Genomic DNA, 19,988 nt, shown 5'->3' on the forward strand with positions numbered 1-19,988 from the left:
ATTGCTAGCGCAGCTGATAAACTGCAGCTGGCATTAAAAAGAATTGACAATCCTAAAAAAAAGATTATAATTGTCTTATCACAATAAGTCAAAATCTAGAGGAGTTCCAGATGAATACTGCAATCATTGTCTTACTTTGTATTTTAGTACTGCTAGTATTAGTAGTGCTCAGTACACTTTATGTTGTCAAACAACAAACAGTCGCTATTATTGAACGATTTGGTAAATATCAAGTGACCGCAACTAGTGGGATTCACATCCGGATGCCCTTTGGCATTGATAAAATAGCTGCGCGTGTGCAGTTACGCCTCCTCCAATCAGAAATTGTCGTCGAAACAAAAACAAAAGACAATGTCTTTGTCACCCTCAATGTTGCCACCCAATACCGTGTGAATGAAAAAAATGTCACTGATGCTTACTACAAATTAATGAAGCCAGAAGCACAGATCAAGTCCTACATTGAAGACGCTCTACGCTCATCTGTACCCAAGCTCACCCTGGACGAATTATTCGAGAAAAAAGATGAGATCGCCTTGGAAGTCCAACATCAAGTGGCAGAGGAAATGTCCACCTATGGCTATATCATTGTTAAGACCTTGATCACTAAGGTTGAACCTGATGCCGAGGTCAAGCAATCAATGAATGAAATCAATGCCGCTCAACGTAAGCGCGTCGCTGCGCAAGAACTTGCTGAAGCAGATAAGATTAAGATTGTCACGGCGGCTTCTGCTGAAGCAGAAAAAGATCGCTTACATGGTGTGGGGATTGCTCAACAGCGTAAAGCAATTGTAGATGGCTTAGCAGATTCTATTCAAGAATTAAAAGAAGCTAACATTAGCTTGGATGAAGAGCAGATTATGTCTATCTTATTAACCAACCAATATTTAGATACCTTAAATACCTTTGCGTCTAAAGGAAATCAAACCCTGTTTTTGCCAAATACACCTAATGGTGTAGATGACATTCGCAGCCAAGTGCTATCAGCATTAAAAGTAAAATAAGGTTTTTAGCTTTTCTTTAGTAGGTCAAGTAGGTTAGCACAAACGTCTATCAAGTTACCTCTCTTTTGCTAGAACTTTTGATTGCTCTGTGCTTGCCTGATAAGATACTAAAAAAAAGACCATAAAAAACAACTAGAACGGAGGGATGTGTCCTAGTTGTTTTTTTGTTTGTCTGACTTTTAATGTTTTAGTTATTATTTCTTACCAAATCTCTTGTACTCATGAATAATCTTCAAAGCACGCTTTTTGGTTTTGATATTGGGACTCTTTAGCCGTCGGTAAGCCGATGCTAAATCAGTTTTTTCAGCCATAATAACCTCCTCATAAAAAGTATTTATTAACGTTAACAAAGACTAGTATAGCACAATAAACTTAACCAGTAAAGTATTTTAAGCAATTATTTTTTCTTGCTGGATTGACAACCTGCTCTATCCCAAATACCTCAGTGTTTTTAGCTGGTTTGGTGATTCATAGCTTACAGCTCTCTATGGAAGTCATTTTTGCCGTCTGAAGCCCTGCTAGTGGCCTTGGTGCCAGTGAACTTTTGCTTTTTTTATGGCGGCTTGTTTAGCCACAAAAACCCTCAAGCAGCTGATGGGACCAGTTTGCCTGAGGGTTGACTTGAATGTTTATGGCTGTGCTCATTTGTTCGTTAGAAGTCCTGTGTGAAAACCACTCTAGTCCTGACAAGAGCACTAGCTTAGGGTTTCTTAGCTTAAGAAACGTTGTAAAAATTCTTTGGTTCGTGCCTGAGTAGGATTTTCAAAGATGTCTTGGGGTCGGCCTTCTTCGGCGATTAGGCCCTTATCCATAAAGATAATACGGTTAGAAACATCGCGGGCAAAATCCATTTCGTGGGTGACGATAATCATGGTTAGACCAGACTTGGCTAAATCTTGCATGATTTTTAAGACTTCGCCGACCATTTCAGGATCAAGGGCTGAGGTTGGTTCATCAAAGAGCATAGCTTCTGGATTGACAGATAGCGCGCGAGCAATGGCAACCCGTTGTTTTTGCCCGCCAGATAGTTGATTGGGCTTGGCTTTCCAATATTGTTCGGTCATACCAACAATAGTGAGGTTTTCTTTGGCGATTTTTTCAGCCTCAGCATGGCTACGCTTTAAGACCGTTGTCTGAGCCACAATAGCATTATCTAGCACATTGAGATTCTCAAAGAGATTGAAGGATTGAAAAACCATGCCGAGTTTTTCTCGATAATGGGTCAGATTATAGCCATCTGCTAGGACGTTTTTACCATGAAAGAGGACCTCTCCCGCCGTTGGCATTTCTAAGAGGTTAATAGAACGAAGTAAGGTTGACTTACCTGAGCCAGAAGAACCAATGATGGTAATCACCTCACCCTTGTTAACAGAAAGAGAAATATCTTTTAAGACTTCATTATGACCAAAGGATTTTTTTAAATGTTTAATTTCGATAATTGGTTCTGACATATTAGGCCTCCTCAACCAGAGCTGGACTGGCAACCCTTGTATAAGATTCATCGTCTAGGCGGCGTTCCACATAACGAAGAATGCGGGTGACAGTAAAGGTCAAGATAAAGTAAATGACGGCAATGAGCATAAAGGTTTGGAAGTACTGATAGTTCTGGGTAGCAACGGTATTACCTGAGAAATACAGTTCCACTACCGAGATAACATTTAGCACAGAAGTGTCTTTAATATTGATGACAAATTCATTCCCCGTGGCAGGGAGAATGTTACGCACCACCTGTGGCAAAATAATTTTGCGCATGGTTTGACGGTGATTAAAACCAAGTGCCGTTGCGGCTTCAAACTGACCCGCATCAACGGCGAAGATGCCTCCGCGGACAATTTCGCTCATGTAAGCACCTGTGTTGATCGACACGATAAAGATAGCCGCCAAGGTCCGATCCAGTGAAACCCCAAATGCTTGTGCGGTTCCATAGTAGATGACCATTGATTGTACAATCATCGGTGTGCCCCGAAAGACCTCAATGTAAATGGTTAGCAGACTACCAAAGAGCTTTTGGAAAAAGGCAGTTGTCTTATGCTTGGCTTTGGGTGCAGTACGATAGACACCGATTAGTAAACCAATCATTAGGCCAATGACAGTCCCTACCATGGAAATGAGTAAGGTTAGGCCTGTCCCACGTAAGAACTGGTGCCAGTTGGTTAAAAGAATGGTCCACATTTGTTGGAAAAAGGATGGTTTTTCACCATTTTTTGCCTTGGCAAGAGTTGGCTGGTAGGTCACTACCTTGCGCATGAGTTTTTGCCGATCATGCTCGGATAGTTTGGCGAGGACTTGATTGACCTGCATGAGGCGAGGATCATCTTTTTTCATGCCAACTGAGATAGCAGTGTCTGTTTTTGAGAAGGTAAAACCTTGTTGTAGCGGAGCTATTTTAAAAGCAGGATTGGCATTTTCGGCTGTTAAGCCTTCGGGCTGTTCGGAGATATAAGCATCAATAACACCAGAAGATAAGGCCTGACGCATCTGTGAGAAATCTCCCATTGGGGTTTGCTTTTTAACCCCTTTGATCTGATCGATCAGTTTGACATGCCAGACGCCTTGTTGGGCTGTCACCTTTGCACCTGAAAAATCAGTAAGTGTGTGTGCCTTAGCAAAGCGGCTATCCTTGCGCACGACCAAGACAGGCTCGCTGGTATAATAACTGTCTGAGAAAGAAATTTCTTTTCGGCGTTCAGGAGTTGGGCTCATACCAGCAGCAATCATATCGATTTTACCAGAAGTTAGTGCTGGAATTAAACCTGTCCAGGAAGTTTTAACCACGATTAGATCTTTGCCCATGGATTTAGCAATTTTTTTAGCAATTTGGACATCATAACCGTTGGCATAGGTCTTAGTTCCTTCGATGCGTACAGCACCGTTTTGATCATTGTCTTGTGTCCAGTTAAAGGGGGCATAGGCAGCCTCCATCCCCACACGAAGATACTGATCTGCTTTGACAGTCGAAAAGCCACTCAAAAAAAGCATAAGGGTCGCTGCCAAGTAGAGATATATCTTTTTCATAAAAGCTCCTGTCTCACTTCTCTATTTTTCTTTCCATTTTACAGCAAATCCGGGGTGATTGCAATTTAAATCATTTAAAAAATTGGAAAATTATACAAATACAGCCAAAAATATGATAAAAAATAAATTTTTGCTGCTCATTTCCTGACCTGCTGAGTTATTTAGCCGAGCTCTACGGCTTTCTCGTTAAATAGCTGCGCAGCTTTTTTGAGCTAAAGGAGCCCATCAGGCTAAAAAAACAAACTAGCACCCCCAAAGCAGCGCTATCTGGAAAAAATAGGCGTGTTTTTAGAGGCTTCTTATGTCATTTTACGGTTTTTTTGGTAAACTTAAGGTAATATTTTAGGAATTTAGGAGAAATCATGTTATTTATTGAGCTTTTGAAAGCTATTTTCTTCGGGATTGTCGAAGGAATTACCGAGTGGTTACCGATTTCTAGTACAGGGCACTTGATTTTGGTCCAAGAATTTATCACCTTAAAGCAAAATGCTTCCTATATGGAGATGTTTGATGTGGTGATTCAATTAGGTGCTATTCTAGCTGTCATCGTGGTTTATTTTGCCAGGCTTAATCCTTTTCAGCCTGGAAAAACAGCCAAAGAAGTCCGTCTGACCTGGCAACTATGGGCTAAGGTGGTTGTGGCTATCATTCCGGTCGTTCTTGTTGGTCTTAAATTTAATGATTGGTTTAATAACCACTTTTATAATGTGATCACGGTGGCCTTGATGCTGATTATTTATGGGCTTGCCTTTATCTGGATTGAAAAAAGACATCGTCATATGACGCCTCAGATCACCACTTTGGCCCAGATGCCCTATAAGACAGCCTTTTTAATAGGTCTCTTCCAAGTTTTAAGCATTATTCCAGGAACCAGCCGTTCAGGTGCAACCATCCTCGGCGGTATTTTAGTGGGAACCAGTCGGACAGTTGCCACAGAATTCACTTTCTTTTTAGGCATTCCCGTCATGTTTGGTGCCAGTCTCTTAAAGGTCGTTAAATATTTTGCAGCGGGCCATGGCTTTACCATGAGTCAATCCCTGATTTTACTCGTAGCCAGCCTAACCGCCTTTGTTGTTAGTTTGTACGCTATTAAGTTCTTAACAGACTATGTCAAACGACATGATTTCACCATTTTTGGCAAATACCGGATTGGGTTAGGAAGCTTGTTATTGATTTATTATGTCATCACACACTTGCGCTAGCTGATTCATGATTTAGCAGTCTTATAACCTGGCAAATCAGCAGAGCTAAGCTAGCCTTATTCAAATCAGCAGCACTAGGCTAGCTTTTTTAACACTAGTTGATAAGACTAACTCTCAAACAGTGGGCTAACCCTTTGTTGAGAGTTTTTTTCATGGCCAATTAGCAAAGGTAAGGCAAGCTATCATTTCAACCGCTTGCTCAGCCAAAGCAAATCCAAGCAAAGTAGGCAAACGTAGCTGCCTATGCGCCTGCTACTAACTGCTGGCACGAGCTGATTTTCTTGCCGTGAGCAGATGTCAGCTTGAGCGGCATTTTAGCAAAGATAGGAAGAAGTGGTCATAAAATTGCGATTTACAAGGTTTTCTTGTATAATAGAGTAACTATGCGTGCGAGGTATCTACTATGGAGATGAAACAAATTAGTGAAACAACACTAAAAATTACGATTAGTATGGATGATTTAGAAGAAAGAGAGATGGAATTAAAGGATTTCTTGATTCCTCAGGAGAAGACCGAAGAGTTCTTTTATTCTGTCATGGATGAGCTAGATCTTCCTGACACTTTTAAAGATAGTGGCATGTTGAGCTTTAGGGTCACACCGCGCAAAGACCGGCTTGATGTTTTTGTCACCAAATCAGACTTGAATAAGGACCTTGATTTTGAAGATCTGGCGGACTTGGGTGATATTTCCCAGATGTCTCCTGAGGAGTTTTTCAAATCACTGGAAAAATCCCTGCGGGAAAAAGGAGATACACAGGCTCATGAAAAGCTTGAAAAACTAGAAGAAGCCATGGAGGATGCCCTACAAGATCCAGATGCTTCTGCGACAGAGCAAGCTGCCATGAGCGAAGGAGATGAAGAGGAGGATGTTAATCCATTAGACTATATTCATTATGTTTTAGTTTTTGCTGATTTGCCTGCCGTTATTGAGTTTGCTCAGGCTATTGATTTTCAGGTGGAAGCTTCTGAACTTTATAAAGACAACAACCGTTACTATATGACCGTGCTATTGGATGTTCAAAACCAACCAGCTTATTATGCCTCAGTCATGTATGCTCGCCTGCTGGAACACGCTAGCCCCACGACAACAACGCGAGCTTACTTACAAGAGCATGCTCCCCAACTAATGGTAGATGGGGCGCTTGAAAAATTACAAAAGGTAAAATTGGTCTAAGGTTATGTTTCCATTTACATTTGACTATGTTTTAGTCTTAATTGGTGCCCTCTTAATTTCTTTAGTGCTAACGCCCTTGGTTCGCCTTTTGGCGTTTAAGGTGGGGGCAGTTGATTATCCCAATGCAAGACGGATTAACAAAGTCCCCATGCCAAGTAGCGGTGGCTTAGCCATTTTTATTTCCTTTGTCCTAACAACCCTTGTGATTGTGCCGATGATCTCACAAGGGATTAGTATCCATGGACTTGATTATTTTTCCTATATTCTGCCTGTGGTGCTGGGAGGCTTTCTCGTCATGTTGACGGGTTATATTGACGATATTATGGAAATCAGCCCCAAACTGAAGATGCTTGGCATCTTCTTTGGCAGTTTTGTGATTTGGGCCTTTACGGATTTTCATTTCAACAGCTTTAAAATTCCCTTTGGCGGCCCCTTGCTATCTTTTGGACCCATTGTGACCTTTATCTTGACCATCTTGTGGATTGTCTCCATTACCAATGCCATCAACCTAATCGATGGCTTAGATGGCCTAGTCAGTGGCGTTTCATTGATTAGCTTGCTGACCATGGCAATTGTCTCGTTCTTCTTTTTGCCCCAGCTTGATTTTTACCTAACCGTCACCCTCTTAATCCTGAGTGCCTCCATTGCGGGCTTTTTTCCCTACAATTACCACCCGGCGATGATCTACTTGGGAGATACGGGCTCACTATTTATTGGCTTTATGATCGGTGTGTTGTCCCTTCAGGGGTTAAAAAATGCTACCGCTGTGGTGGTGGTCACACCAGTGATCATCCTGGGCGTTCCAATCATGGATACCCTAGTGGCCATTATAAGGCGTAGCCTCTCTGGCAAAAAAATCTACGAGCCGGATAAGATGCACCTGCATCACCGCTTGCTCTCTATGGGTTTTAGCCATCGCGGGGCCGTCCTTGTCGTCTATGGCATTGCCATGCTCTTTTCCTTGATTTCCTTGCTGCTCAACCTCTCTAGCCGCTTGGGCGGAGTGCTTTTGCTGTTTGGCCTGTTATTTGGTCTGGAAGTCTTCATTGAAGGTTTAGAGATTTGGGGCGAAAAGCGCACACCGCTCTTTAACCTCCTGAAATTTCTGGGTAACAGTGACTACCGCCAGAAAGTCCTACAAGCCAGACGTGACAGGTATAAGCATGACCACCACCATTAAGCTACCATTTGGGCGGAAGTGCTTAGTTAGCGAAGACCGCTTGGTGCGGCATCAGATTAGGACAAAAAAAGACCGCTTGGTCTTCTTTTTTTGCTAGTCCGTCCCTCTGGCCGCTAGGAAAAAAAGCTAAAGGAGGGTAGAGGCCTAAAAATGGCAGATCCAAAAAATAAAGTTTATAAAAATAAATGATACGAAAGAAGAAAAATGAGAAGTGGAAATAGGTTGACGACAACAAAAAGGGCTTAAAGATGTGCAGCATCTATTGGTTTTTTCAATAAGATCATATATCTTTAAAAAAGACAGGATGCGAGCTTTAAAAGCCTTTCCCATTCTCCTATAATACTCTGAGTAGAAAATATTAGTTACCTTACGATATTTTAATCACAAGGAAAAAGGAGAGAAAGACAATTGAAAACAACCACATCAAAGCGCCTTAATCGGCTAGTTTGCCGCTATGGCTTGACTTCGGCGGCCCTATTACTCACCCTCGGGGGGGGGGGAGCGTAAAGGCTGAGGGTCCTCAAACAATTCTCAATAAGCTCCGCGATCAATCTAGCGCCATTTCAGAGAGGCCGATTCCTTCGGTTGCTCAAACTTTGAAGCGCCAGGACTGGGGATTCAATGACTACACTACTAAGTCTATTTATGACTATTTGTCTAAACTAGAAGAATACTTAGAAAAACAGAAAAATAAAGAAGACAAGTGGAAAGAGATTTTATGGCAAGGTATTCAGAATGGGGAGCTTAGAGGGCCTAAAGGAGATCGTGGCGAAAAAGGTCCTGCTGGTCCAACAGGTAAGACTGGTGACCGTGGTGAAACTGGCCCTGCCGGCCCCACTGGTCCAATCGGTCCCGTAGGTGCTCGTGGTCCCGCTGGCCCGCAAGGTCCGCGTGGTGATAAAGGCGAAACCGGTGAGCGTGGCCAAGCCGGAGCAGCCGGCCCCCAAGGCCCAGCCGGTAAGAACGGAGACCGTGGTGAGACTGGACCTGCCGGCCCGGCTGGTCCAATTGGTCCTGTAGGTGCACGAGGCCCTGCTGGCCCGCAAGGTCCGCGTGGTGATAAAGGCGAAACCGGCGAACGTGGTGAAGCCGGAGTAGCCGGCCCTAAAGGTGAACAGGGTCCTGCTGGTAGAGATGGTCTGCAAGGTCCTAAGGGTGACCAGGGCCCCCGTGGAGAGCAAGGCTTACAAGGTCTCCCAGGCGAACGCGGTGAAAAGGGCGAGCAAGGAATCCAAGGCGAACGCGGTGAAAAGGGCGACCAAGGAATTCGAGGCGAGCGCGGCGAAAAAGGTGAGCAAGGAATCCAAGGCGAACGCGGTGAACAAGGTTTACAAGGAATCCAAGGCGAACGCGGCGAACAAGGCTTACAAGGTCTCCCAGGCGAACGCGGTGAAAAGGGTGATCAAGGAATCCAAGGTGACCGTGGTGAAGCTGGTCCTAAGGGTGATCAGGGTCCGCGTGGTGAGCAAGGACCCCAAGGTCCGCAAGGCACACCACAAAGCCCAGACAAGCCAGCAGAACCATCACCCCATACACCTGAGCAGCCTCAAGAGCCGCATAAGCCAGAGGTGGAACCACCCCATGCACCAGAGCAGCACCGGCCACAGGTTCCTAGTCAACCTAATCAACCACAAACACCTGAGCAAGTGCCTCAAGACCGACCAGCTCCACAAGGTCAGTCAGCAGCGCCAACTGCTCCTAGTCGTCAGCCTCAGTCGATGCCAGCTCAGCCTCAGCTAGCCCCAGCGCCAGCTAGACACCAGCACTTACCAGCGACTGGTGAGCAGCGCCAGCCATTCTTCACAGCGGCGGCCCTAAGTGTCATCGCTACGGCCGGTGTACTGTCCTACAAACGTAAAGAAAACTAATTATTATCCTATTTTACAAACCACTACTAAAAAAGGTGGCTGTGCCCGTTCTGCCAGACTCAAGCACAGGTGCCACCCACTCTTACTGAGTGATTAGAGTCCTTTCATCTAGCCTTTGAGCAAGAGGAGAGGACCAACTGCCAAGGACAAGGGAAGAGCCGACTCACTCTCCCCTTGTTTTTTTGTTTTGGCAACATTTCCATATTCTGCCCTAGACAGAAAAAAAGCAGAGCCTCATCCTTTTTCGTAAAGTAATTCCCACCTTGTCTTGCCAAATGGCAGCAAAAAAGTCTTATTCTTGGACTGACTGACCAGACAGTCGTCAGCTTCCTGGCTGTGCTAGACTAGCTCTTGCCTCCTAGCCCTTGGTAGTCCCGCCTGGCTTTTTTAGGCTAAGTAGGCTAGTCCTGGTTCGTCAGAAAGCCATTATAGGCTTTTTTTGTTATAATGAAATAGTGATGTTAAAAGTGAAACAGGCCTTCAAAGGGCCTGTTAGAAATAAATGAGGTGTAAGATGTCAACGCTTGAAATCATTGATTTACATGTTTCCATTGAGGAAAAAGAAATCATAAAAGGTCTCAATTTAAGCTTAGAAACGGGTGAAATTGCCGCCATTATGGGACCAAATGGCACAGGAAAGTCCACACTGTCTGCTGCCATTATGGGTAATCCCAATTACCAAGTTACCCAAGGAGAGATTCGCTTGGATGGTGTCAATATCCTGGAACTTGAGGTAGATGAACGGGCACGGCTGGGCCTTTTTCTCGCCATGCAGTATCCGGCTGAAATTCCTGGCATTACCAATGCCGAATTTATCCGAGCAGCTATGAATGCTGGCAAGGCTGATGACGATAAAATCTCAGTACGCGATTTTATCAGCAAATTAGACGACAAAATGGCTTTGCTTGGCATGAAAGAAGAAATGGCCGAGCGCTATCTTAATGAAGGCTTTTCTGGCGGTGAAAAGAAGCGAAATGAGATTTTGCAGCTACTCATGTTAGAACCAAAGTTTGCCCTGCTTGATGAGATTGATTCGGGCCTTGATATTGATGCCTTAAAAGTGGTCTCAAAGGGTGTTAATGCCATGCGAGGTCCAAACTTTGGGGCGATGATTATCACCCACTACCAACGCCTCTTGAATTACATCCAACCAGACAAGGTTCACGTGATGATGGATGGGCGGATTGTCCTTTCTGGCGGACCAGAGTTAGCAGCGCGCCTTGAAAAAGAAGGCTATGCCCAGATTGCTGAGGAACTTGGTCTTGATTACCATGAAGAAGTTTAATTTGTTACTTCGACAAAAAAGCAAAGGAGTTACAAATGTCAAAAGAATCACTAGTGCAATTTTCACAAGCCAAGGCTGAACCCAAGTGGCTACAAGATTACCGTCTCAAGGCCTTTGAGCAGATTGCTGATTTGCCCTTGCCCCATATTGAACGGGTCAAGTTTCACCGGTGGGACCTTGGTGACGGGACGATTGCTGATAACGAGGCCATTGGCGCGGTTCCTGATTTTGTCAACACTGGGAGTGGTCCTAAGCTAGTCCAGGTTGGTACCCAGACCGTCTTTGAGCAGCTCCCCTATGAGCTGGTAGAAAAGGGTGTGGTCTTTACGGATTTTTACTCCGCTTTAGCGGAGATTCCTCAGATTATTGAAACCTACTTTGGGACAGCGCGCGCCTTTGATGAGGATCGCTTGGCTGCTTACCATGCGGCTTATTTTAACAGTGCTGCAGTTCTCTATGTACCGGATTTTGTGGAAATTGCTGAGCCGATTGAGAGCATCTTTTACCAGGATGCTACTAGTTCGGTACCATTTAATAAGCATGTTCTGATTATTGCTGGCAAGGGCAGTCGTTTTTCCTATCTGGAGCAATTACAGTCTTATGGAACCACTCCTGTCAAAAGCAGCGCTAATATTTCTGTGGAGGTAATTGCTCAAGCTGGCAGCCAAATTAAATTTTCAGCGATTGATCAGCTGGGAGAGCACGTGACGACCTTTATTAGTCGACGGGGACGGCTAGAGCAAGATGCTGCTATTGATTGGGCCCTTGCGGTGCTAAATGAAGGCAATGTGATTGCTGATTTTGATAGTGATTTGTTGGGCCATGGCAGCCATGCTGATCTAAAGGTTGTTGCTGCTTCTAGTGGCCGACAGGTCCAGGGGATTGATACCCGTGTGACCAATTATGGAAAGAACTCAGTGGGCCACATTCTGCAACACGGGGTGATTTTGGAGCGGGCGACTTTGACCTTTAATGGTATTGGCCATATCATCAAAGGGGCAAAGGGAGCCGATGCTCAGCAAGAAAGCCGTGTCCTGATGCTATCAGATAAGGCACGTAGTGATGCTAACCCGATTTTGCTCATTGATGAAAATGAAGTGACAGCCGGTCATGCGGCTTCTATTGGTCAGGTTGATCCCGAAGATATGTATTATTTGATGAGTCGTGGTTTGGATCAAGAAACAGCAGAAAAACTGGTCATCCGCGGCTTCTTAGGTACGGTCATTACGGAGATTCCCGTTAGGGCAGTTCGTGAGCAGATTATCGAGGTCTTAGATCAGAAGTTAGCGACACGCTAGTAAAGGAGGCAATGTGTTAGATGCAAGAAAAATAGCAACTGATTTTCCGATTTTACATCAAGTGGTCAATGATGAAAGTTTGGTTTATCTGGATAGTGCGGCGACCAGCCAAAAACCTAAGCAGGTTATCCAAACACTCCAAGCTTACTATGAGCAAGATAATGCGAATGTACACCGCGGCGTCCACAGCTTGGCCGAGCGGGCAACGAGTCGTTACGAAGCTGCTCGCAGCAAGGTCAAAACCTTTTTAAATGCCGCATCTAGCAGGGAAATTATCTTTACCAGAGGGACGACGACGGGTCTTAATTGGGTGGCTAAGTTTGCTGAAGGGCTGCTTGAGGCAGGAGATGAAGTGCTGATTTCGATTATGGAGCACCATTCAAATATCATCCCCTGGCAGCAAGCTTGCCAAAAAACAGGCGCCAAGCTGGTCTTTGCCCATCTCAGGGAGGGGGCTTTAGATTTGGAGGACTTTGCTGCCAAATTATCTCCAAAGACGAAGTTTGTCAGCCTGGCTCATGTTTCCAATGTTTTGGGCTGTCGCAATCCGATTAAGGAACTTGCTGCCTTGACCCACCAGGTCGGGGCCTATCTGGTTGTTGATGGTGCGCAGTCAGCACCGCATCAAAAGATTGATGTGCAGGATTTAGATTGTGACTTTTTCACCTTATCTGGTCACAAGATGTTGGGGCCAACTGGGATTGGTGTCCTTTATGGCAAGGAGGCCCTGCTTCAAGCCATGTCGCCAATCGAATTTGGTGGGGAGATGATTGACTTTGTTTATGAACAGGAGGCTAGCTGGAAGGAATTGCCCTGGAAATTGGAAGCTGGGACGCCGCATATTGCAGGTGCTATTGGTCTAGGCGCAGCCATTGATTACTTGATGGACCTTGGGATGGATGCTATTTACGCCCACGAGCAGGCGCTGATGGCCTATGTTTTGCCAAAGCTTGAGGCTATTGAGGGACTCACCCTCTATGGTCCCAAAGATCCTGCGCAGCACCACTCGGTGCTTGCTTTTAATCTGGCTGGTCTACATCCGCATGATGTTGCAACTGCCCTTGATTATGAAGGCGTGGCCGTTCGTGCTGGCCACCATTGCGCCCAACCGCTCATCGCTTATCTGGGTCTCCATGCCACCGTGCGCGCCAGCTTTTACCTATACAACACCACAGAAGATTGTGATCGCTTGGTGGATGCGATCTTAAAAACGAAGGAGTTTTTCAATGGCACTCTCTAGGTTAGATAGCTTGTATATGGCCCTGGTTGCTGATCATTCCAAACATCCCCACCATCATGGGAGCCTGGCCGGGGTTGAGCAAATCCAGCTCAATAACCCCACTTGTGGGGACGTGATTGCTTTGTCGGTTCAGTTTGAGGGTGAGCAGATTGCTGATATTGCTTTTTCTGGGCATGGTTGCACGATTTCAACAGCTTCTTCTAGTATGATGACGGATGCTGTTATCGGTAAAACTAAAGCACAAGCGTTAGCTTTAGCGGAGACCTTCTCCCAGCTGGTGCAGGGTCAGGCGCCTGCGCAAGCTAAAGAGCTGGGCGATGCGGAATGTCTAGCAGGGGTAGCAAAATTTCCCCAACGAATTAAGTGTGCTACCTTGGCATGGAATGCTTTGAAAAAGGCGATTGAGCGTGATTCGGTTAACTGAGCTACCAACTACTTAAGGCCAAGGGCTTGTGTTAACGCATAGGGGCTAATGCAAGCTTTAATCATCTATAAGCTGATGAGGCGGGGGTTCATATGGCCTGTTCAGTCAAACTTAGGAGCTTTGGTTCGTAGTAAGGAATCATTTTCTATCATAGTAGAAAGGGGACACATGTCCGAAACAATTGAAAAAGTAGATCCCAAACCAATTGATCTGGGAGAGTATAAATTTGGTTTTCATGATGATGTTGAGCCGATTTACTCCACTGGCAAGGGCTTGAGTGAAGCAGTGGTCCGAGAGTTGTCTGCTGCTAAAGGGGAACCTGAGTGGATGTTGGATTTTCGTCTTAAATCACTAGAAACCTTTCATAAAATGCCAATGCAAACTTGGGGTGCTGATTTGTCTGATATTGATTTTGATGATATTATTTATTATCAAAAAGCTTTGGATAAGCCTGCTCGCGACTGGGATCAGGTCCCTGATAAAATCAAGGAAACCTTTGAGCGCATTGGCATTCCTGAGGCTGAGCGTGCTTATCTAGCGGGTGCTTCTGCTCAGTATGAATCCGAAGTGGTTTACCATAATATGAAAGATGAATATGATAAACTAGGAATTATCTTTACAGATACGGATTCTGCACTTAAAGAATACCCTGATTTGTTTAAACAGTATTTCGCAAAGCTGGTGCCGCCAACAGATAACAAGTTAGCTGCCCTTAATTCTGCCGTGTGGTCTGGTGGGAGTTTCATTTATGTTCCTAAAGGGGTTAGCGTTGATATTCCCTTGCAGACTTATTTTCGGATCAACAATGAAAACACAGGCCAGTTTGAACGGACCCTGATTATTGTTGATGAAGGTGCTAGTGTTCATTATGTAGAAGGCTGTACGGCACCTACCTATTCTTCCAATAGTCTACATGCAGCTATTGTCGAAATCTTTGCCTTAGAGGGTGCCTACATGCGCTACACCACGATTCAAAATTGGTCTGATAATGTGTATAACCTGGTGACCAAGCGCGCAACGGCTAAAAAAGATGCGACGGTTGAGTGGGTGGATGGTAATCTGGGGGCGAAAACAACGATGAAATACCCTTCTGTTTACCTTGATGGGCCGGGTGCGCGTGGCACCATGCTGTCCATTGCTTTTGCTAATAAAGGGCAACACCAAGACACGGGCGCAAAAATGATTCACAATGCACCACATACCAGTTCATCTATTGTCTCTAAATCCATTGCTAAAGGTGGCGGCAAGGTTGACTACCGTGGTCAGGTAACCTTTAATAAGCACTCCAAAAAATCGGTTTCTCATATCGAATGTGACACGATTTTAATGGATGATCTGTCCAAGTCTGATACAATTCCTTTCAATGAAATTCACAACTCCCAAGTCGCTCTTGAGCATGAGGCTAAGGTCTCTAAAATCTCAGAGGAGCAGCTCTATTACCTGATGAGCCGTGGTCTGACTGAGTCTGAGGCGACCGAGATGATTGTCATGGGCTTTGTTGAACCCTTTACCAAAGAACTACCCATGGAGTATGCTGTTGAACTCAATCGACTTATCTCCTATGAAATGGAAGGGTCAGTTGGGTAGATAGGTATGCAACTGCTTTGACTGGGCTTTGGCGGTCGCTGCTTGCTAGAAGTAGCCATATCAGTTCTAGCAGTTTAAACCAGCAGTGCTTAGTTGTGGCTGCTAATAGTATTAGCCAGCAGTGAGCGACTGTTGGTTTTTTTGGTCCGCCCGAGACGCCCCAAGCAAAAGCAGCAGAAAGCAAAGTAGCAAGACGCTTACAGAAAAAAAGCGGCAGCAAGGCAGCAGGACGCCTACAGCAAAGTAAAAAAGCAGACCGTTTATGTTTTCTCACAGTATGCCGGAGTGCTTCATCACTCCAGCAGAAAAGTCCTATCTCGCCAAGCAAGCAGCCTTAGCCATTTGGGGCTATAGCTAATAGCCATAGCTATGAGAACAGCTACCACAGTTCAGCCCAGCAACCAAGATCAAGCTCAGCTGGTTACCTTTTGCCAAAAAGCCCTAGATCCTTGCTCAGCCAGCCACATAGGCCTAAGCTCGCTATAGCAGCTGATCTGATTTAGCCAGCACGTAAGCCTGTAGTCATAGCTGAGGAGAAAAGGTGGACTAGGTAGCGCCAGCTCATACTAGCTAGTTTAGTAACATAGCACCCCTTGTGCAGTCATTAGGCAAAGGATAGTTTATAACTATAACTGTTCATAGTAAGAAACAACTGTTCAGGCCCTGCTTATTTTGATAAAATGAGTTTATTCTGATCGATAAGGAGAAAGCATTTGGCCAACAATTTATTAGTTTTACAATCTGATTTTGGCTGCGTTGATGGTGCTGTGGCCGCCATGACTGGTGTGGCTTTGCAAGAAGCAGCTGATTTAGGCATTTATCATCTCACCCATGACATTACCCCTTACAATATTTTTGAGGCCTCCTATCGTTTGTTTCAGACGATTGATTACTGGCCAAGTGGGACCACCTTTGTCTCTGTGGTGGATCCAGGTGTTGGTTCTAAACGTAAAAGTGTTGTGGCCTTAACCAAGAATGGTCAATACATCGTGACACCAGATAACGGCACCTTGTCTTATATTAAGCGGCATGTGGGCATTGCTGCGCTTCGGGAAATCTCAGAGGTGAAGAATCGCAGGCGCAATACTGAGCTCTCTTACACCTTTCATGGACGGGATGTCTATGCCTATACTGGGGCTAAGTTAGCGAGTGGTCATATTAGCTTTGAAGAAGTTGGCCCAGAGTTGGCTGTTGATCAGATTATTGAACTGCCAGAGGTGGCAACGCGAATCCATGATGACACCGTTTTTGGAGCGATTGATATTTTGGATGTCCGGTTTGGGTCGCTGTGGACTTCCATTACTCGGGCAGAATTTTATGCCTTAGCTCCTGAATTTGGTGAGCGTTTTGAGGTGACCATTTATAAGGATGATATGCTGGTTTACCAAAATCAGGTTACTTATGGCAAATCATTTGCTGATGTTCGCATTGGTCAGCCGATTTTGTATATTAATTCACTATATCGCCTTGGACTGGCTATTAATCAAGGTTCCTTTGCCCGAGCCTATAATGTCGGTGTCGGTTCAAATTGGCGAATAGCCGTTAAGAAAATTTAGGAGAAAAAGATGCAAGATTCTACTATTAAAAAAGTTGTAGCGACAGGAATTGGTGCTGCCCTATTTATTATCATTGGCATGTTGGTCAATATCCCAACGCCCATTCCAAATACGAATCTGCAGTTACAATATGCTGTTTTAGCCTTGTTTGCGCTGCTTTATGGTCCAGGTGTTGGCTTTTTTATTGGGGTGATTGGCCATGCGCTCAAGGATTCCCTACAATACGGGGCACCTTGGTGGACCTGGGTGCTTGTCAGCGGTTTTCTTGGTCTGATGATAGGCCTGCTGGCAAAGCGCCTAGCGATTCACACAAAAGGGCTGACAAAAAAAGATCTGGCTTTGTTTAATGGCGTGCAGGTGCTAGCAAATGGGATTGGTTGGGGGCTGCTTGCTCCTTATGGTGACATTATTTTTTATAGTGAACCGGCTAGCAAGGTTTTTGCGCAAGGGATCTTATCTAGTCTGGTCAATGCGGTGACCATTGGCATTGGTGGTAGTTTATTGCTGATCGCCTATGCTAAATCAAGGCCACAGCAAGGCAGCTTGAGTAAAGATTAAAGTTAAAGGATGTCATGAAAGATTTTATTGAATGGAAGGATTTTACATTTACCTATGATGTGCAGTCCGAACCCACGCTTAAAAACATTGATTTAACCATTGCCAAGGGGGAAAAGGTATTGCTGCTTGGTCCGTCTGGCTCTGGCAAATCAACGCTTGGAAATTGCTTAAATGGTATCATTCCTGCCACCCATCAAGGCCATTATCAAGGTCGTTTTACGATTAATCAGCAAGAGGCATTTGGCTTGTCAATTTATGACAAGTCTCATTTGGTTTCCACGGTGTTGCAAGATCCAGATGGCCAGTTCATCGGCTTGAGTGTTGCTGAAGATATAGCCTTTGCTTTGGAAAATGACGGCCTGTCCAAAGCGGCCATGCAAGAAGTGGTAACGGCTTGGGCAGCGCGCTTGGAGATCTTGCCGCTCTTGGAGAAACGGCCACAAGACCTATCTGGTGGGCAAAAGCAGCGGGTTACTTTAGCTGGCGTGCTGGTGGATGACAGCCCAATCTTGCTTTTTGATGAACCATTAGCGAATCTGGATCCGCAATCTGGTCAAGAGATTATGGCCTTGATTGATCGCATTCATCATGAGCAAGCTGCCACAACTCTGATTATTGAACACCGCCTAGAAGATGTCTTGCAGTGTGAGGTAGATCGGATCGTTCTCATTAATGATGGTCAGATTGTCTATAATGGCAAGCCTGATGGCTTGTTGCAATCTAACCTTTTAGAGGAAAATGGCATTCAAGAGCCTCTCTATTTATCGGCTTTAAAGCAGATGGGCTATCCTCTTAAGCGGCAAGCTAGTGGCTTGCAGCTCAGCCAACTAGACCTAACGGATTTGCACCTGCCTGCGTTGACATCGCTTCCAAACTTCGCTCCCAAGCCTCCAGTCCTCACTGTAACTGGGCTCTCTGTCAGCTATCATCAGGCCAAAGTCAGCCCTGCCCAGCAGCAAAAGGTCCTAGATGAGCTGTCTGTGACCCTTGGACGTGGGGAAATGGTGGCCCTTGTTGGGCAAAATGGTGCTGGTAAGTCAACTCTAGCCAAGGCCTTATGCCAATTTGTCGAAAACACTGGTCATTTGCTCTATCAAGGACAGGATATTAGCAAGGATACGATCAAAGAACGCGCTGAACGCATTGGTTATGTTTTACAAAATCCTAACCAGATGATTAGTCAAGCTATGCTGTTTGATGAGGTGGCCCTTGGCCTTCGCCTTAGAGGCCTTGATCCAGCTGAGATAAAGCAGCGTGTGCATCGGATTTTAAGGATTTGTGACCTGTATCCTTTTCGCAAGTGGCCTATTTCGGCCCTGTCTTTTGGCCAAAAAAAGCGGGTTACGATTGCTTCGATCTTGGTGCTCAATCCAGCTATTATTATTTTAGATGAGCCGACAGCTGGCCAAGACAAAAAGCATTATTTAGAAATGATGTCGTTTGTAGAAGAGCTTAAACAAAAAGGGCATACCATTGTAATGATTACTCATGATATGCAGCTGATGTTAGAGCATTGTGATCGGGCTTTAGTGCTACATCAGGGGCGGATTGTAGCAGATGATGCTCCAATTAGTATTTTGTCAAGGCCAGAGCTCCTTGAGCAGGCCCATTTGAAAAAGACCAGCTTGTTTGACTTAGCAGAGCGTCTTGGGCAATCACCGCAGGCTTTAACGCAGTGGTATATTCAGCAGCAAGGAGGGCCAAGCCATGGCTAATCACTTAATTGGTTATCAAGAAGGCAGCGGTTTTCTTTACCGCCTCTCAGGCGCCAGTAAATTACTGTTTTTTATCCTGGTGTCGGCTGCTTGTATGACGACCTATGATACTCGCTTTTTAGTCCTGGTCTCTGTAAGCGCCTTGGTACTATTTAGATTGGCCAAGATTAAATGGCATCAGGTTTCGTTTGTGCTCATGCTGGTGATGATTTTTGCTAGTTTAAATCTGCTCATGGTTTATCTCTTTGCACCCCAGTATGGTGATGACATTTATGGGAGTTCAAGTGTATTGATTCAGGGGATTGGCCCTTATCGTCTCAGCCTTGAGGAAGCATTTTATCTCTTTAATTTAAGCCTGAAATATGTTTGTACGGTCCCGTTGTCCTTGCTGTTTTTAATGACAACCAACCCTAGCCAGTTTGCTTCTAGCTTAAATCAATTGGGCCTGCCCTATAAAATCGCTTACGCGGTCAGCTTAACGCTCCGCTATATTCCTGATCTCCAAGAGGACTTTTATACCATCCGCCGTGCTCAGGAAGCTCGGGGCATTGAATTGTCGCCAAAAAGCAGTCTCTTTACCCGAATCAAAGGCAACTTGCAGATTGTCCTTCCTCTCATTTTTAGTTCCTTAGAGCGGATTGAGACCATTTCTACGGCGATGGAGCTGCGCCGTTTTGGCAAGAATCCCCGCAGGAGCTGGTATAGCCAGCAAAGGATTCACTGGCGTGATTACCTGGTCATGGCTCTGGCCCTAAGTTTGTTTTTGCTCACCTTGTACCTGTTTACCGTGAATGGCGGCCGCTTTTACAACCCTTGGCGGACTTGACTTGATAAGCCAGCCCCGCTCCGGCTAGCCCAAAGCGGCAGACTTGCTGCTTTAAGGCG

Annotated in this window: 17 protein-coding genes; 14 read left to right on the forward strand and 3 right to left on the reverse strand. The window is 45.2% G+C overall.

Translation table 11 applies throughout. From position 1 onward, the window contains the following. The first annotated feature begins 110 nt into the window (after positions 1-110). Positions 111-1,001 (forward strand): SPFH domain-containing protein, encoded by an 891-nt coding sequence (locus K5J94_RS04100; RefSeq protein WP_159564101.1) that lies wholly within the window; start codon positions 111-113, stop codon positions 999-1,001. Positions 1,002-1,195: 194 nt separating this feature from the next. On the opposite strand, the gene K5J94_RS04105 is transcribed toward K5J94_RS04100, so the two are convergent. The 3 genes from K5J94_RS04105 to K5J94_RS04115 all read right to left on the reverse strand — a co-directional run bounded on the left by K5J94_RS04105 (position 1,196) and on the right by K5J94_RS04115 (position 4,016). Continuing rightward, positions 1,196-1,312 (reverse strand): putative metal homeostasis protein, encoded by a 117-nt coding sequence (locus K5J94_RS04105; protein WP_159542978.1) that lies wholly within the window; start codon positions 1,310-1,312, stop codon positions 1,196-1,198. 399 nt (positions 1,313-1,711) lie between these two features. Continuing rightward, a complete protein-coding gene (locus tag K5J94_RS04110) occupies positions 1,712-2,452 on the reverse strand; it encodes an amino acid ABC transporter ATP-binding protein (protein WP_159542975.1) in 741 nt (246 codons plus the stop codon). A 1-nt stretch (position 2,453) separates the two neighbouring features. Further along, positions 2,454-4,016 carry an ABC transporter substrate-binding protein/permease gene (locus tag K5J94_RS04115; protein WP_159582996.1) on the reverse strand — a complete coding sequence of 521 codons (1,563 nt, stop codon included), beginning with the start codon at positions 4,014-4,016 and terminating at the stop codon, positions 2,454-2,456. A gap of 362 nt (positions 4,017-4,378) precedes the next feature. Here K5J94_RS04115 and K5J94_RS04120 point away from each other — a divergent pair, with 362 nt between their 5' ends. The 13 genes from K5J94_RS04120 (at position 4,379) to K5J94_RS04180 (ending at position 19,929) form a co-directional block, all read left to right on the forward strand. Then, on the forward strand, positions 4,379-5,218 hold the full coding sequence (locus K5J94_RS04120) for an undecaprenyl-diphosphate phosphatase (RefSeq protein WP_159542966.1): 840 nt from the start codon (positions 4,379-4,381) through the stop codon (positions 5,216-5,218). Between the two features lie 403 nt (positions 5,219-5,621). Then, positions 5,622-6,392 carry an adaptor protein MecA gene (gene mecA, locus K5J94_RS04125; protein ID WP_221913610.1) on the forward strand — a complete coding sequence of 257 codons (771 nt, stop codon included), beginning with the start codon at positions 5,622-5,624 and terminating at the stop codon, positions 6,390-6,392. Positions 6,393-6,396: 4 nt separating this feature from the next. After that, positions 6,397-7,572, forward strand: a complete 1,176-nt coding sequence (locus tag K5J94_RS04130) for a glycosyltransferase family 4 protein (protein ID WP_221913612.1) — start codon at positions 6,397-6,399, stop codon at positions 7,570-7,572. A gap of 653 nt (positions 7,573-8,225) precedes the next feature. Continuing rightward, on the forward strand, positions 8,226-9,440 hold the full coding sequence (locus K5J94_RS09665) for an LPXTG cell wall anchor domain-containing protein (protein ID WP_408022834.1): 1,215 nt from the start codon (positions 8,226-8,228) through the stop codon (positions 9,438-9,440). 514 nt (positions 9,441-9,954) lie between these two features. Continuing rightward, entirely contained in the window at positions 9,955-10,725 is a 771-nt protein-coding gene (sufC, locus tag K5J94_RS04140) for a Fe-S cluster assembly ATPase SufC (RefSeq protein WP_159542957.1), read from the forward strand. A 35-nt stretch (positions 10,726-10,760) separates the two neighbouring features. Beyond that, on the forward strand, positions 10,761-12,023 hold the full coding sequence (gene sufD, locus K5J94_RS04145) for a Fe-S cluster assembly protein SufD (protein WP_159542954.1): 1,263 nt from the start codon (positions 10,761-10,763) through the stop codon (positions 12,021-12,023). Between the two features lie 13 nt (positions 12,024-12,036). Next, complete coding sequence (locus tag K5J94_RS04150) at positions 12,037-13,263, forward strand: cysteine desulfurase (RefSeq protein WP_221913614.1); 1,227 nt, start codon at positions 12,037-12,039, stop codon at positions 13,261-13,263. Then, positions 13,250-13,687, forward strand: coding sequence for a Fe-S cluster assembly sulfur transfer protein SufU (gene sufU, locus K5J94_RS04155; protein WP_159564106.1), 438 nt, complete (start codon positions 13,250-13,252; stop codon positions 13,685-13,687). Before K5J94_RS04150 ends, sufU begins: the two co-directional genes overlap by 14 nt. Positions 13,688-13,855: 168 nt before the next feature. Continuing rightward, positions 13,856-15,274: a Fe-S cluster assembly protein SufB gene (gene sufB / locus K5J94_RS04160; protein ID WP_159564107.1), complete on the forward strand. Its 1,419-nt coding sequence runs from the start codon at positions 13,856-13,858 to the stop codon at positions 15,272-15,274. Positions 15,275-15,987: 713 nt separating this feature from the next. Beyond that, complete coding sequence (locus tag K5J94_RS04165) at positions 15,988-16,830, forward strand: SAM hydrolase/SAM-dependent halogenase family protein (protein WP_159542942.1); 843 nt, start codon at positions 15,988-15,990, stop codon at positions 16,828-16,830. Positions 16,831-16,839: 9 nt separating this feature from the next. Beyond that, positions 16,840-17,388: an ECF-type riboflavin transporter substrate-binding protein gene (locus K5J94_RS04170; RefSeq protein ID WP_221913616.1), complete on the forward strand. Its 549-nt coding sequence runs from the start codon at positions 16,840-16,842 to the stop codon at positions 17,386-17,388. Between the two features lie 14 nt (positions 17,389-17,402). Further along, the gene (locus K5J94_RS04175) at positions 17,403-19,103 is read left to right on the forward strand and encodes an ABC transporter ATP-binding protein (RefSeq protein WP_159564110.1); all 1,701 of its coding nucleotides are present in this window, start codon (positions 17,403-17,405) and stop codon (positions 19,101-19,103) included. Then, positions 19,096-19,929: an energy-coupling factor transporter transmembrane component T family protein gene (locus tag K5J94_RS04180; RefSeq protein ID WP_221913618.1), complete on the forward strand. Its 834-nt coding sequence runs from the start codon at positions 19,096-19,098 to the stop codon at positions 19,927-19,929. The genes K5J94_RS04175 and K5J94_RS04180 overlap by 8 nt, the downstream gene beginning before the upstream one ends. Positions 19,930-19,988: the final 59 nt, after the last annotated feature.

The organism is Streptococcus halichoeri (assembly GCF_019774635.1).
Lineage (GTDB): Bacteria > Bacillota > Bacilli > Lactobacillales > Streptococcaceae > Streptococcus > Streptococcus halichoeri.

Bases quoted from the DNA above. Each gene is read 5' to 3' on its own strand.
- sufD (WP_159542954.1), top strand. From the start codon at position 10,761: ATGTCAAAAGAATCACTAGTGCAATTTTCACAAGCCAAGGCTGAACCC.
- sufB (WP_159564107.1), top strand. From the start codon at position 13,856: ATGTCCGAAACAATTGAAAAAGTAGATCCCAAACCAATTGATCTGGGA.
- K5J94_RS04110 (WP_159542975.1), bottom strand. From the start codon at position 2,452: ATGTCAGAACCAATTATCGAAATTAAACATTTAAAAAAATCCTTTGGT.
- K5J94_RS04180 (WP_221913618.1), top strand. From the start codon at position 19,096: ATGGCTAATCACTTAATTGGTTATCAAGAAGGCAGCGGTTTTCTTTAC.
- mecA (WP_221913610.1), top strand. From the start codon at position 5,622: ATGGAGATGAAACAAATTAGTGAAACAACACTAAAAATTACGATTAGT.
- K5J94_RS04120 (WP_159542966.1), top strand. From the start codon at position 4,379: ATGTTATTTATTGAGCTTTTGAAAGCTATTTTCTTCGGGATTGTCGAA.
- sufU (WP_159564106.1), top strand. From the start codon at position 13,250: ATGGCACTCTCTAGGTTAGATAGCTTGTATATGGCCCTGGTTGCTGAT.
- K5J94_RS04130 (WP_221913612.1), top strand. From the start codon at position 6,397: ATGTTTCCATTTACATTTGACTATGTTTTAGTCTTAATTGGTGCCCTC.
- K5J94_RS04175 (WP_159564110.1), top strand. From the start codon at position 17,403: ATGAAAGATTTTATTGAATGGAAGGATTTTACATTTACCTATGATGTG.
- K5J94_RS04100 (WP_159564101.1), top strand. From the start codon at position 111: ATGAATACTGCAATCATTGTCTTACTTTGTATTTTAGTACTGCTAGTA.
- K5J94_RS04105 (WP_159542978.1), bottom strand. From the start codon at position 1,312: ATGGCTGAAAAAACTGATTTAGCATCGGCTTACCGACGGCTAAAGAGT.
- sufC (WP_159542957.1), top strand. From the start codon at position 9,955: ATGTCAACGCTTGAAATCATTGATTTACATGTTTCCATTGAGGAAAAA.
- K5J94_RS04115 (WP_159582996.1), bottom strand. From the start codon at position 4,016: ATGAAAAAGATATATCTCTACTTGGCAGCGACCCTTATGCTTTTTTTG.
- K5J94_RS04170 (WP_221913616.1), top strand. From the start codon at position 16,840: ATGCAAGATTCTACTATTAAAAAAGTTGTAGCGACAGGAATTGGTGCT.